Here is a 12,613-nt window from a genome sequence, read left to right as displayed (position 1 = left end):
TTCCACGGCCAGGCGGGCGATGCGTTCCTTGTCGGGGGCGACCGTGCTCAGGGTCGGGATGGAGAAGCGGCCGTCCTCGATGTCGTCGAAGCCGGCCACCGCGACGTCGTCGGGCACCCGGAGGCCGGCCTCGTGCAGGGCGCGCAGCGCGCCGAGGGCCAGGGTGTCGTTGAAGCAGAAGACGGCGTCGGGGCGTACCCCGGTGGAGAGCAGGTGCCGCATGGCGGCCGCGCCGTCCGCGCGGTGCCAGGCCGGCGCGGGCGCCACCAGGCGGTCGTCGTAGCCGATGCCGGCGTCGGCCAGCGCGGCCGTGTAGCCGGCCAGGCGGAGCCGGGCGCTCGCCCCCTCGGGGGTGCGCTGCGAGCCGATCGCGGCGATCCGGCGGCGGCCGAGCCCGACCAGGTGGGCGGTGATCTCCCGGGCGGCGGCCACGTTGTCTACCACCACGTGGTCGGCGGGGCCGTGGTCGACCCGCTCGCCGAGCAGCACCATCGGCATGCCGTCGAGGCCGGCGAGGTCGTCGGCGGTGAGCGCGAGCGGGCTGAAGATCAGGCCGTCGATCATGTGGTCGCCGATCCCGCTGGCGGCCTTGCGCTCCTGCTCCGGGCCGCCGCCGGTCTGGTCGATCAGCACCGTCCAGCCGTGCTCGGCGGCGGCGGTGACCACGTGCCGGGCCAGCTCGGCGAAGTAGGGGATGTCCAGCTCGGGCACGGCCAGGGCGATCACGCCGGTGCGCCCCTTGCGCAGGTTGCGGGCCGAGAGGTTGGGCCGGTAGTTCAGCTCGACGATGGCCGCCTCGACCCGGGCGCGGGTGTCCGCGCGGACGTGCTGGTAACCGTTGACCACGTTGGAGACGGTCTTCACCGACACGCCGGCCCGTTCCGCGACGTCCTTGAGCCTGTGCCGCACTGAACTTCCTCCCGGGTGACTGCTGGGGCGCACTCTACCGCGTCACGACGACGTAACGACCCCTTTACATCGTTGCTTACAACGTTGTACAAACCAGGGAGACCGGTGACCGAGGTCACCGGCACAGCACCGAGGAAAGGGTGGCACCGTGCCGAACGCGCAGCTGACGATCGACCCGACCTTCACCATCGGCGCGGCCGACCGTCGCCTCTTCGGCTCCTTCGTCGAACACATGGGGCGCTGCGTCTACGGCGGGGTCTACGAGCCCGGGCACCCGGACGCCGACCCGCGCGGCTTCCGGCGGGACGTAATGGAGCTGACCCGCGAGCTGGGCGTCTCGGTGGTCCGCTACCCCGGCGGCAACTTCGTCTCCGGCTACCGCTGGGAGGACGGCGTCGGCCCGGTCGGCGACCGCCCGCGCCGGCTGGACCTGGCCTGGAAGACCATCGAGACCAACGCGTTCGGGCTGGACGAGTTCATGACCTGGGCGGCCGAGGCCGGCGTCGAGCCCATGATGGCGGTCAACCTCGGCACCCGCGGCGTCCAGGAGGCGTGCGACCTGCTGGAGTACGCCAACCACCCGGGTGGCACCCAGCTGTCCGACCTGCGCCGCAAGCACGGCGCCGAGGAGCCGTACGGGGTCCGGCTCTGGTGCCTCGGCAACGAGTTGGACGGGCCGTGGCAGGTCGGCCACAAGACCGCCGACGAGTACGGCCGGCTCGCCGCCGAGACCGCCCGCGCCATGAAGATGATCGACCCCTCGATCAGCCTGGTCGCCTGCGGCAGCTCCAACCGGGGGATGCCGACCTTCGCCTCCTGGGAGGCGACCGTGCTGGAACACACCTACGAGCACGTCGACTACATCTCGGCCCACACCTACTACGACCCGTCCGACGGCGACCGGGCCAGCATCCTGGCCTCCGCGGTGGACATGGACAGCTTCATCCGCGAGGTGGTCGCCACCGCCGACCACGTGGCGGCCAAGCAGCGGCAGAAGCGCAAGCTGAAGATCTCCTTCGACGAGTGGAACGTCTGGTACCAGTCGCGCCTCCAGGCCGACCTGGACCGGCGCGGCTGGGTCGAGGCCCCGGCTCTGATCGAGGACGACTTCACCGCGGTCGACGCGGTCGTGGTCGGCGACCTGCTGATCACCCTGCTCCGGCACGCCGACCGGGTCGGGGTCGCCTGCCAGGCGCAGCTCGCCAACGTGATCGCCCCGATCCGCACCCGGAACGGCGGGCCGGCCTGGCGGCAGAGCATCTTCCACCCGTTCGCCCTGACCGCCCGCTACGCGCGGGGCACGGTGCTGCGCACCGAGCCGGTCGGCCCGACGTACGAGACGAAGCGGTACGGCGAGGTGCCCGTGCTGGACACCGTCGCCGTGCACGACGAGGAGACCGGCGAGCTGGCCGTCTTCGCGGTCAACCGGGGCTCGAACGAGCTCCCGCTCGACCTGGACCTGCGCGGGCTCCCCGGCCTGCGTGCCCTCGGTCACACCACCCTCGCGGCCGGCGCCGACCCGGCCGCCACGAACACCGAGGCGGAGCCCACGCGGGTGACGCCCCGGGAGGTCACCACCCCCACCCTCGACGGCGGCCGGTGCTCCGTGGCGCTGCCCGCCTGCTCCTGGAACCTGCTGCGCTTCGCGTCTCAGGCGTGACCAGGCAATACTGCATCCCGTCCCCCAAGGAGTACGCATGATCCAGAACGAGATGAGCCGGCGCCGGCTGCTCGGCCTCGGCCTCGGGCTCGGCGCGGCGGCCACGCTGACGCTGGCCGGCTGCGGCGGCGGCAGCAGCACCTCCGACCGGTCCACCGCGTCCGGCAACGGCGGCAAGGAGTACACCGGCCCGAAGGTCGACCTGAAGCTGTGGAACGGCTTCACCGGCGGCGACGGCGACATCTTCAAGAAGCTGGTCGAGCAGTTCAACAGCGAGCACCAGAACATCGCCGTCAGCGTGATCACCTACGAGTGGCAGGACTACTACAGCAAGCTGCCCGGCGCCGTCACCAGCGGAAACGGCCCGGACATCGCGGTCATGCACATGGATCAGCTCGCCACCTTCGCCGCCCGCGGCGTGATCACCGAGCTGGACGACGTGGCGAAGGCCCTGGAGCTGAACGAGGGCGACTTCGCCCCGACGGTGTGGAAGGGCGGCCTCTACCACGACAAGCGGTACGGCATCCCGCTGGACATGCACCCGCTGGGCTTCTACTACAACAAGGCCGTCCTGCAGAAGGCCGGCCTCGACCCGGAGAAGCCGCCGACGACGAAGGACGAGTACACGGCGGCGCTGACCGAGCTGAAGAAGTCCGGCGTGCAGGGCTTCTGGGTCAGCCCGTTCCAGTTCACCGGCGGCATGACCTTCTACAGCCTGCTGCACCAGTGGGGCGGGACGCTCTTCGACGCCGACGTGGCGAAGGCGACCTTCAACTCGGACCCGGCCGTCGAGGCGTGCACCTGGCTGGTCGACATGATCAAGCAGGGCTTCTCCCCCGCCAACGTCGGCCAGGACGCCGACTACCTGGCGCTCAAGAGCGGCAAGAACGCCTTCAACTGGAACGGCATCTGGCAGATCAACGACCTGAAGAAGAGCGCCGGCCTGCAGTGGGGCGTCGCGCCCCTGCCGCAGATCGGCACCCAGAAGGCCGCGTGGGCGAACTCGCACAACTTCACGATCGTCAAGCAGCGCAGCGCCGACAACAACAAGGTCTCCGGCGCCAAGGTCTTCATCAACTGGCTCAGCGAGCACTCCCTCGACTGGGCCAAGGGCGGGCAGGTCCCGGCCCGCAAGGAGGTCCGGGAGGGCGCCGAGTTCAAGGCCCTGCCGGAGATCAGCGCGCTCGCCCCCGAGCTGGAGTACGCCGCCTTCCCGCCGGCGTCGCCGGGTCTCGGTGAGGTCATGACCACCTTCTACAACTCCTTCAACGAGGCGGCGCTCGGCAAGAAGTCGCCGAAGCAGGCGCTGGACGACGGGGTGGCCAAGGCGAACAAGCAGCTCGAGGACAACCGCAAGAAGTACGGGAGCTGATCCGCGGTGGCGGACGTGATCGAGGTCGGGGCGGCGCGCGGTGACGCGCCGCCCCCGGCGGGCCGGACCCGCCGCCGGGGCGTGACGGAACGGGGGCACCGGACGACGCCCTACCTCTTCCTCGCGCCGTACCTGGTTCTCTTCCTGGTCTTCGGGCTGGCGCCGATCCTGTTCGGGGTCTGGATCAGCCTGCACCAGTGGGACCTCCAGCTGCCGAACCGGCCGTTCATCGGGCTGGAGAACTACCGGGACCTGTTCTCCAGCGACTCGGCCGACTACGCGGACTGGTGGTCCAGCGTCCGGGCGACCGCGATCTTCACGGTGCTGTCGGTGCCGCTGCTGGTGGTGGTCCCGCTGGGCCTGGCCCTGCTGCTGAACCAGAAGTTCCCCGGCCGGACGTTCTTCCGGGCCGCCTTCTTCGCCCCGTACGTGCTCGGCGTCGCGGTCATCGGCCTGCTCTGGCGCTTCCTGCTGGACGCGAACCTCGGTCTGGTGAACCGGCTGCTCGGTGCGGTCGGGCTGCCCGCGGACACCCCCTGGGTGACCGACGTGCCGTGGGCCTGGGTGTCCCTGGTCGGCGTGACGGTCTGGTGGACCTGCGGCTTCAACGCGGTGATCTACCTGGCCGGGCTCCAGGACATCCCGGCGGAGCTGTACGAGGCGGCGCGGGTGGACGGCGCGAGCACCTGGGACCGGTTCCGCCACGTCACGCTCCCCGGGCTGCGCCCGGTGCTGCTCTTCGTGCTCACCACGACGATCCTCGCCTCGGCGAACGTCTTCGGGCAGTCCTTCCTGATCACGCAGGGCGCGCCGGGTGAGCAGACCCGGACGGTGGTGTGGCGGATCGTCGACGAGGGGCTGCGCAACTACGACGTCGGCCAGGCGTCCGCGATGAGCGTGCTCTTCGCGCTGCTGCTGGCGGTGGTCAGCATCGTCAACTTCCGGCTGTTCCGCTACCGGGAAGACTGAGGGGACGCCATGACGAACGTGCGTCGGGCGGCGCGCTACGCCGCGCTGCTCCTGATCACGGCGGTCTTCGTGACCCCGCTGGTCTGGATGGCCCTGACCTCGCTGAAGACCTACGACGACGCGCAGCAGGACCCGCCGAGCTGGCTGCCGCACCCGTTCTCCACCTACGGCTACGACCAGATCCTCGGCAACACCGCCAACCCGGTGCTGCGCTGGTTCGTCAACAGCATGCTCGCCGCCAGCCTGCACACGCTGCTCGTGCTGGTCACCGCGTCGATGGCCGCGTACGCCCTGGCCCGGCTGCGGTTCCGGGGCCGGCGGACGAGCTTCGCGCTGATCGTCGGGACGCTCTTCCTGCCGCCCACCTCGCTGATCATCCCGAACTTCGTGATCGCCGACCGGCTGAGCTGGCTCGACACCCTGGCGGTGGTGGTGGTGCCCGGCGCGGCGAGCGCGTTCGGTGTCTTCTTCCTGCGCCAGTTCTTCCTCTCCATCCCGGCCGAGCTGGAGGAGGCGGCGGTGCTGGACGGGGCGAACCACTGGCAGGTCTTCACCCGGGTGCTCCTGCCGCTGTCGAAGCCGGCGCTGGCCACCCTGGCGGTGCTGTCGTTCCTGACCAACTGGAACGACTTCCTGTGGCCGGTCTACGTGCTGTTCAGCCCGGAGCGGCTGACCCTGCCGGCCGGCCTGGGTCTGCTCCAGGGCGCCTACGTGACCGACTATCCGGTGATCATGGCGGGGGCGGTGCTGGCCAGCCTGCCGGTGCTGATCCTGTTCGTGCTCGCCCAGCGGCACATCATCCAGGGCGTGTCCCGCAGCGGCCTGAAGGGATGATCGACCGGCGGATCCGGCGACGCGGCGCGGCGGCCCTGACCGCCGCGCTGCTCGTCGCCGGTTGCGGCAGCGGAGAAAGCCCATCGAGTACGCCGGAGGACGCGCGCGTGTTCACCAACCCGGTCGTCCGCAGCGACGCCCCCGACCCGCAGGCGATCCGGGTCGGCGAGACCTGGTACCTGTTCCACACCAACGCGGGCGGCCGGAACGTCCCGGTGCTCACCTCGCCCGACCTGGTCGACTGGACCCCGGCCGGTGACGCGCTGCCCGACCTGCCGGCCTGGGCCGACGCCGGGAAGACCTGGGCGCCGGAGGCCGTCCAGCTCGCAACGGACCGGTTCGTCCTCTACTACACGGTGGCCGACCGGGCCTCCGGCCGGCAGTGCGTCGGCCGGGCGGTGGCGACCACCCCGCTCGGGCCGTACCGGGACGACGCGGCCGGGCCGCTGGTCTGCCAGGCGGAGCTGGGCGGCTCCATCGACGCCAGCCCGTACCGGGACACGGACGGCAGCCTGTGGCTGCTCTGGAAGAACGACGGCAACGCCATCGGGGTGGACACCTGGCTCTGGTCGCAGCGGCTCTCGCCGGACGGCCTGCGGCTGGTCGGCAGTCCGACGAAGCTGCTCAGGCAGACCGAGCCCTGGGAGGGCACGCTCGTCGAGGGGCCGTTCTTCCACCGGCACGACGGGAAGCTGCTGCTCTTCTTCGCCGCCAACGCCTACGACCAGGCCGGCTACGCCGAGGGCTACGCGGTCTGCGAGAGCCCGACCGGGCCGTGCGTGAAGGCGGCGGAGAACCCGATCCTGAGGTCCAACGCGGTCGCCAGCGGGCCGGGCCACGCCTCCATGGTGGAACAGGACGGCCGCACCTGGCTGCTCTACCACGCCTGGCCGCCGGGGCAGGAGGGCAGCACCGACCCGGGCCGCCAGGTCTGGCTCGACGAGGTGGTCTGGGAGAACGGCCGGCCGGTGGTCAAGGGTCCGACGGCGGGTCCCCAGCCGCGCCCCTGAGCCACAGACGCGACATCGCGGTATCCCCGGTGCCGGGATACCGCGATGTCGTCGGTCGGCCGTCGGTCAGCTCGGCACGGCGGGCTCCGGGCTCGTCCGCTGCTCGCGCCGGGCGAGGCGGTTCTTCCGGTGGCCGTAGCCGAAGTAGATGAGCGCGCCGAGCAGCATCCAGGCGAGGAACCGGATCCAGGTCTCCACCGACAGGTTCAGCATCAGGTAGAGGCAGGCCAGCGCGGACACGATCGGCAGCACCGGCGAGAACGGCACCTTGAACGGCCGCTCCAGCTCCGGACGCCGCCGGCGCAGGATCGGCACCGCGACCGAGACCAGCACGAACGCGCAGAGCGCGCCGATGCTGACCAGGTCGGCCAGCGCGGAGAGCGGCAGGAAGCCGGCGAGCAGGGCCACACCGACCGTCATGATCGCCGAGATCCGGTACGGGGTGCCCCAGCGCGGGTGCACCTTGGCGATCGACGGCGGGATCAGCCCGTCCCGGGCGATGGCGAAGCCGATCCGGCCCATGGCCACCAGGTCGACCAGGATCACGCTGGTCAGGCCGGCGACGGCGGCGATGGAGACCAGGACGGCGGCCCAGCCGGCGCCGACCGCCTCGAAGGCCGAGGCGATGGGAGCGCCCTCGTCGATGTCGGTGTAGCGCACCATGCCGACCACCACCAGCGAGACGCCGATGTACAGCACCGTGGAGATGCCCAGCGTGCCCAGCAGGCCCAGCGGCAGGTCGCGGCGGGGCTTCCGGGTCTCCTCGCCGAGGTTCGCCACGGCCTCGAAACCGGTGTACGCGAAGAACACCACCGCCGCGGCGGTGAGCACCCCGGCGAAGCCGAAGACGGACGGTTCCAGCCCGAAGACGGCCTGGGTGACCGGCTGCCGGATGCCGTCCTCGCCCGCGCCGGCCGGCTCGGTCGACGGGATGAACGGGCTGAGGTTGGCGGCCTTCACGAAGAACAGCCCGGCGACCACGATGAAGACGCAGATGGCGACCTTGACCAGGACCAGCAGGTTGGTCACCCGGGCGGACTCCCGGATGCCGACGATGCCGACGGCGCCGAGGATCAGCACGATCGCGATGGCGCCGAGGTTGACCACGCTGCCCTCCTCGGCGAACCAGGCGCTGGGCAGGTTGAACAACGAGGCCAGGTAGCCGGACCAGCCCCGGGCCACCACCGCCGAGCCGAGGGCGAACTCCAGCAGCAGGTCCCAGCCGATGATCCAGGCGACGATCTCGCCCATCGTCGCGTACGCGTAGGTGTAGGCGCTGCCGGCGGTCGGCACGCTGGACGCCAGTTCGGCGTAGCAGAGCGCGGCGAGCAGCGCGACCACGCCGGCGATGGCGAACGAGATCACCACGCCCGGGCCGGCGTGGTTCTTCGCCTCGATGCCGGTGAGCGTGAAGATGCCGGTGCCGATCACGATGCCGATCCCGAAGCCCATCAGGTCGACCGCGCCGAGCCGGCGACGCAGTCCGGGGCGGCCGTCCTCACCGTCGGCCTCACCCTGGGCGAGCACGTCCCGGATCGGTTTCGTCCGCAGGACGGACATGATCACCTCCCACCGTGTGACCACCACGGTGGCGGTCCGTGACCGGGCAAGCTACCCAGGCCACCCCGTTCCCAATCCAGGCGCGGCGGTGTCGCAAAGGTCACGAATCGGGCGGTGCGCCGGCCCACCCTCGGACATTCGGCCCCACCTGGGCATCGATCCGCCCGGAAGTCTTGCGCAGCTCCCGGTTTGGTGAAAGTTTCCTACCGACGACTGATTCTTTGCGGCGAATCTTGCCGGACGCGCCGCCCGTCCGTCGTCACCCGTCCCCGGGAGCCCAATGAAGGGACCGCACCGCATGAAGGCAACTCGGCTCAGAGCCGCCGGGCTGGCCGTGGCGCTGCTCGGCGCGCTTGTCGCCGGCACCCCCGCGAGCGCCGCGGAGAGCGACACGGCGACCGATTCCACCGCGACCACCTGCGTCACCGACCCGGCCACCCCGAAGCGGCAGTTCCGGGCCATGTGGATCGCCTCGGTGACGAACATCGACTGGCCCACCAAGGCGTCCTGGACCGCGCCCGACCAGATCGCCAAGCAGAAGGCGGAGTACCTGGACTGGCTGGACCTGGCCCAGCGGCTCAACCACAACGCCGTCGTCGTCCAGGTCCGCCCGACCGCGGACGCGTTCTGGCCCTCGCCGGTCGAGCCGTGGTCGGAGTACCTGACCGGGGTCCGCGGCCAGGACCCGGGCTGGGACCCGCTGGCCTTCCTCGTCGAGGAGTCGCACAAGCGGAACCTGGAGTTCCACGCCTGGTTCAACCCGTACCGGGTCTCCATGCCGGCTCCGGGCGGCGCCGGCGCGGACATCTCGAAGCTGGCCCCGAACCACCCGGTGCGGCAGCACCCGGACTGGGTGTTCGCCTACCCGCCGGCCGGGGTCGCCGGCAGCCGGCTCTACTACAACCCCGGCATCCCCGAGGTCCGCGAGTTCGTCCAGACCGCGATGATGGACGCGGTCAGCCGGTACGACATCGACGGCGTGCACTTCGACGACTACTTCTACCCGTACCCGAGCGGCACGCACCAGTACCCGGACGACGCCACCTTCGCGCAGTACAACCGCGGCTTCACCGACAAGGCGGACTGGCGGCGGGACAACATCAACCTGCTGATCCAGGAAATGAACGCCAAGATCAAGGCGGTCAAGCCGTGGGTGAAGTTCGGGGTCAGCCCGTTCGGCATCTGGCGCAACAAGTCGGCCGACCCGCTCGGCTCGGACACCACCGGCTCGCAGTCGTACGACATCATCTCCGCCGACACCCGCAAGTGGGTCAAGGAGGAGTGGATCGACTACGTGGTGCCGCAGCTCTACTGGTACATCGGCCAGTACCCGGCCGCCGACTACGCCCGGCTGGTGCCGTGGTGGGCGGAGACCGTGCGGGGCACCAACGTCCAGCTCTACATCGGTCAGGCCGACTACAAGAGCGGTGACCCGGTGTACGGCTCGTTCTGGATGAACCCGCGCGAGCTGTCGAACCACCTGACGCTCAACCGGTCGTACCCGGAGGTGCTCGGCAACGTGCACTTCTCCGCGGTGCAGGTGCGGGCCAACCGGCTCGGCGCCACCGACATCTACGCCGCCGAGCACTACTCCCGCCCGGCGCTGGTGCCGACCATGTCGCAGCTGCCGGCCAAGCCGCTGCTCATGCCGGTGGTCACCGGCGCCCAGCGGCAGGACGACGGGGTGCGGCTGAGCTGGCGGCAGCCGGCCGACGGCGAGGGCCCGTTCGGCGAGGCCGCCGCGTACGCGATCTACCGGTTCGACGGCGTCGGCCTGGCCGACCGCTGTGACTTCGCCGACGCGTCCCATTTGGTCGCCACCGTCCGGGGCACCGACGCCGACGTGCAGTCCTGGGTGGACACGTCCGCGCCGGCCGGGGCGCACACCTACTACGTGACCGCCCTGGACCGGGTCTGGAACGAGGGCCCGGCCAGCCCGCCGCGCTTCGTGCGCTGATCCGACCGGTGACGCCCGGGGCCCGCTCACGGGTCCCGGGCGTCGCCGCGTTCAGCCGGCCCTGTGCAGCCGCACCTCCAGCCCGATCAGCCCGTCCCGGTCCACCTCGGCGCCGCCGAAGGCACTCGCCGTGGCGAGCCGGGTGAAGGCGTCGGCGGTGACCGCCCGCCGGCGCAGCATCCGCAGCGCCGACCGGGTCCAGAAGGCGTCCAGCCCGCGCAGCCCCATCCGGGCCACCTCCCGCTCGATGTCGGCGGCCGAGGCGTCCGCCCGCAGGTCGTGGATCACCGCCCGGCCGCCCGGCCGGAGCACCCGGTGCAGCTCGTCCAGCGCCCGGACCGGCCGGACGAAGTTCTTGAACGCCGCCTGGCAGACGACCAGGTCGAACGAGTCCGCCGGGAAGGGCAGCTCGTGCACGTCACCCTGGCGGAAGGTCACCTCGACGCCGGCGCGCCGGGCGGACTCCCCCGCCAGCTCCACGAACGTCCGGCTGACGTCCAGCCCGGTGATCCGGTACGCCCCCAGCCGGGCCAGCTCGATCGCCAGGTAGCCCGGGCCGGGCGCCACCTCCAGCACCGCCGCCCCGGCGGGCAGCCCCTCGGCCAGCCGGGCGGCCTGCCGCCGGTACTCGGCCAGTTGTGCGGCGGAGCCGCGGTTGCGGGCGTACCAGCGGGCGGTTCTTCCCTCCATCTCGGGCAGCAGCTTGCGCTTCGGTGCGCGCAGGTCCTTCGTGCTCATCTCTTCCTCCGGTCTCGGGTCGTGCGGGCACGAACCGACCCGGGGACGGGAGCCCGGTTATCGTTGCGGTTGCCACCTTGCGGCCGGGTTGCCGTTCCCGCGGTCTCGGTTCGCAGGTCAGGGCCCCGGCGGTGGTGTTCCCGCACCCCGCCGGGGTCCACTGTCAGTGCGGCTCGCTCCCCCTCTCCGCCAGGTCCGCCCACTCGGACGGCACCGCGCCGGTCTCGTGCCAGGCCCGCCACTCGGCCAGCCCCGGCAGCGCGCCGGTGGTCAGCTCGTCGAGCAGGCCGCGCACCCAGGTCGCCTCGGCCTCCCGGAGGGCCAGGTCGTACTCGCCCTCGATGAGGAAGATCCGGGGCACCTCTCGGGCGTGCCCGGCCAGCGCCGCCCGCTGCGCGGCGAGCTGGCCCTCCAGCCGGTCGAGGCGCTGCCGCAGCAGCTCGATCGCCTCGTCGGGCCCGAGAACGCCGAGCACCGACAGGCCGGCCTCGAACCGGGGCTGCTCCCGCTCCGGGACGGCGACCAGCTCCCGGGTCCAGTCGACGAGCTCCGCGCGCCCGGCGTCGGTGATCCGGTAGACGGTGCGCTCCGGGCGCCGGCCCTGCCGGCCGCTCTCCACCGCCGCCAGCAGGCCGTGCCGCTCCAGGTTCGCCACCACGGTGTAGAGCGAGCCCCACTTGATCGGCATGTCCTGGTCCTTGCCGCGCTCGCGCAGCACGGCGGCGATCTCGTAGGGGTGGCGGGGCCGCTCGGCAAGCGCCGCGAGCACGGCGAGGGCCAGCAGGTTGCGGACCGGGCGTCGCTTCGCCACCGTCATCCTCCTCGCGTGCGATTACTCGTAGACGAGTATATGGCCGGCGGGCCGACGCGCAAGGCATTCGTCTGTTTCGACGCATGTCACCAACACGTCGCCCGAGGCATCGCCCCCGGTTCCGAAGTTGATCGAAAATCGTCGACATCTGACCCACACCCCCGGGGAGGTACCCGTGTCCCGACGTCTCGCCACCCTGCTCGCCGCCGGCACGATCGCCCTGCTCACCGCCATCGGCGTGGCCACCCCCGCCGCGGCCGCGGTGAGCCGCGAGCAGAAGCTCGCCGTGCTCTCCAGCTGGACCCAGACCAGCGCCACCAGCTACAGCGCCTGGAACTCCGCCCGGCTGAACAAGTCCGCCTGGACCGAGTACGCCTTCGACTGGTCGACCGACTACTGCTCGTCCAGCCCGGACAACCCGCTCGGGTTCAACTTCAGCCTCTCCTGCTACCGGCACGACTTCGGCTACCGCAACTACAAGGCGATGGGCCTGTTCTCGGCCAACAAGTCCCGGCTCGACAGCGCCTTCTACGCGGACCTGAAGCGGGTCTGCGCCACCTACAACGTCGTGGTCCGGCCCGCCTGTTACAGCCTGGCCTGGACCTACTACGAGGCGGTCAGCATCTTCGGCTCGGTCGCCGCCGTCCAGCAGGCCGACCTGGACCGCGCCGCCCGCATGAAGTCCGACGCCGAACGCCGCGCCGCCCTCCGCTGACCCACCCACTCCCACGCTGTCGATCAAGAGGTTTGCGTCGCCGGAAGGCCCGGTTCACGGCGCAAACCTCTTGGTCAA

At 71.3% G+C, this 12,613-nt stretch carries 11 protein-coding genes; 7 read left to right on the top strand and 4 right to left on the bottom strand.

All coding sequences use genetic code 11. The features are described from left to right. On the bottom strand, positions 1-909 hold a 909-nt coding region (locus ACW0Q9_RS23315), incomplete at its 3' end, for a LacI family DNA-binding transcriptional regulator (RefSeq protein WP_456184674.1). A gap of 148 nt (positions 910-1,057) precedes the next feature. Between ACW0Q9_RS23315 and arfA the strand changes: the two genes are divergently transcribed. The 5 genes from arfA to ACW0Q9_RS23290 are packed head-to-tail and all read left to right on the top strand — an operon-like array spanning position 1,058 to position 6,754. After that, positions 1,058-2,569, top strand: coding sequence for an arabinosylfuranosidase ArfA (gene arfA / locus ACW0Q9_RS23310; protein WP_456184672.1), 1,512 nt, complete (start codon positions 1,058-1,060; stop codon positions 2,567-2,569). A gap of 37 nt (positions 2,570-2,606) precedes the next feature. Next, positions 2,607-3,941: an ABC transporter substrate-binding protein gene (locus ACW0Q9_RS23305; protein WP_456184670.1), complete on the top strand. Its 1,335-nt coding sequence runs from the start codon at positions 2,607-2,609 to the stop codon at positions 3,939-3,941. A 6-nt stretch (positions 3,942-3,947) separates the two neighbouring features. Then, a complete protein-coding gene (locus tag ACW0Q9_RS23300) occupies positions 3,948-4,910 on the top strand; it encodes a carbohydrate ABC transporter permease (protein WP_456184668.1) in 963 nt (320 codons plus the stop codon). Positions 4,911-4,919: 9 nt separating this feature from the next. Beyond that, positions 4,920-5,744: a carbohydrate ABC transporter permease gene (locus ACW0Q9_RS23295; RefSeq protein ID WP_456184666.1), complete on the top strand. Its 825-nt coding sequence runs from the start codon at positions 4,920-4,922 to the stop codon at positions 5,742-5,744. Beyond that, positions 5,741-6,754, top strand: coding sequence for a glycoside hydrolase family 43 protein (locus ACW0Q9_RS23290; RefSeq protein ID WP_456184664.1), 1,014 nt, complete (start codon positions 5,741-5,743; stop codon positions 6,752-6,754). The genes ACW0Q9_RS23295 and ACW0Q9_RS23290 overlap by 4 nt, the downstream gene beginning before the upstream one ends. A 66-nt stretch (positions 6,755-6,820) precedes the next feature. Here the strand turns inward: ACW0Q9_RS23290 and ACW0Q9_RS23285 are convergent, their stop codons facing one another. Continuing rightward, complete coding sequence (locus ACW0Q9_RS23285) at positions 6,821-8,314, bottom strand: amino acid permease (protein ID WP_456184662.1); 1,494 nt, start codon at positions 8,312-8,314, stop codon at positions 6,821-6,823. Positions 8,315-8,612: 298 nt separating this feature from the next. Here ACW0Q9_RS23285 and ACW0Q9_RS23280 point away from each other — a divergent pair, with 298 nt between their 5' ends. Continuing rightward, on the top strand, positions 8,613-10,271 hold the full coding sequence (locus tag ACW0Q9_RS23280) for a glycoside hydrolase family 10 protein (RefSeq protein WP_456184660.1): 1,659 nt from the start codon (positions 8,613-8,615) through the stop codon (positions 10,269-10,271). Between the two features lie 51 nt (positions 10,272-10,322). Here the strand turns inward: ACW0Q9_RS23280 and ACW0Q9_RS23275 are convergent, their stop codons facing one another. Then, positions 10,323-11,009: a class I SAM-dependent methyltransferase gene (locus ACW0Q9_RS23275; RefSeq protein ID WP_456184658.1), complete on the bottom strand. Its 687-nt coding sequence runs from the start codon at positions 11,007-11,009 to the stop codon at positions 10,323-10,325. 163 nt (positions 11,010-11,172) lie between these two features. After that, entirely contained in the window at positions 11,173-11,826 is a 654-nt protein-coding gene (locus ACW0Q9_RS23270) for a PadR family transcriptional regulator (protein ID WP_456184656.1), read from the bottom strand. Between the two features lie 169 nt (positions 11,827-11,995). Between ACW0Q9_RS23270 and ACW0Q9_RS23265 the strand changes: the two genes are divergently transcribed. Beyond that, on the top strand, positions 11,996-12,535 hold the full coding sequence (locus ACW0Q9_RS23265) for a phospholipase (RefSeq protein ID WP_456184654.1): 540 nt from the start codon (positions 11,996-11,998) through the stop codon (positions 12,533-12,535). Positions 12,536-12,613 lie beyond the last annotated feature (78 nt).

The sequence above is a fragment of the Micromonospora sp. I033 genome (assembly GCF_053890995.1).
This window is presented reverse-complemented; position numbering and strand designations above follow the sequence as displayed.

Coding starts and splice junctions, on each gene's coding strand:
- ACW0Q9_RS23305 (WP_456184670.1), top strand. CDS start 2,607: ATGATCCAGAACGAGATGAGCCGGCGCCGGCTGCTCGGCCTCGGCCTC.
- ACW0Q9_RS23295 (WP_456184666.1), top strand. CDS start 4,920: ATGACGAACGTGCGTCGGGCGGCGCGCTACGCCGCGCTGCTCCTGATC.
- ACW0Q9_RS23290 (WP_456184664.1), top strand. CDS start 5,741: ATGATCGACCGGCGGATCCGGCGACGCGGCGCGGCGGCCCTGACCGCC.
- ACW0Q9_RS23285 (WP_456184662.1), bottom strand. CDS start 8,314: ATGTCCGTCCTGCGGACGAAACCGATCCGGGACGTGCTCGCCCAGGGT.
- ACW0Q9_RS23280 (WP_456184660.1), top strand. CDS start 8,613: ATGAAGGCAACTCGGCTCAGAGCCGCCGGGCTGGCCGTGGCGCTGCTC.
- ACW0Q9_RS23275 (WP_456184658.1), bottom strand. CDS start 11,009: ATGAGCACGAAGGACCTGCGCGCACCGAAGCGCAAGCTGCTGCCCGAG.
- ACW0Q9_RS23270 (WP_456184656.1), bottom strand. CDS start 11,826: ATGACGGTGGCGAAGCGACGCCCGGTCCGCAACCTGCTGGCCCTCGCC.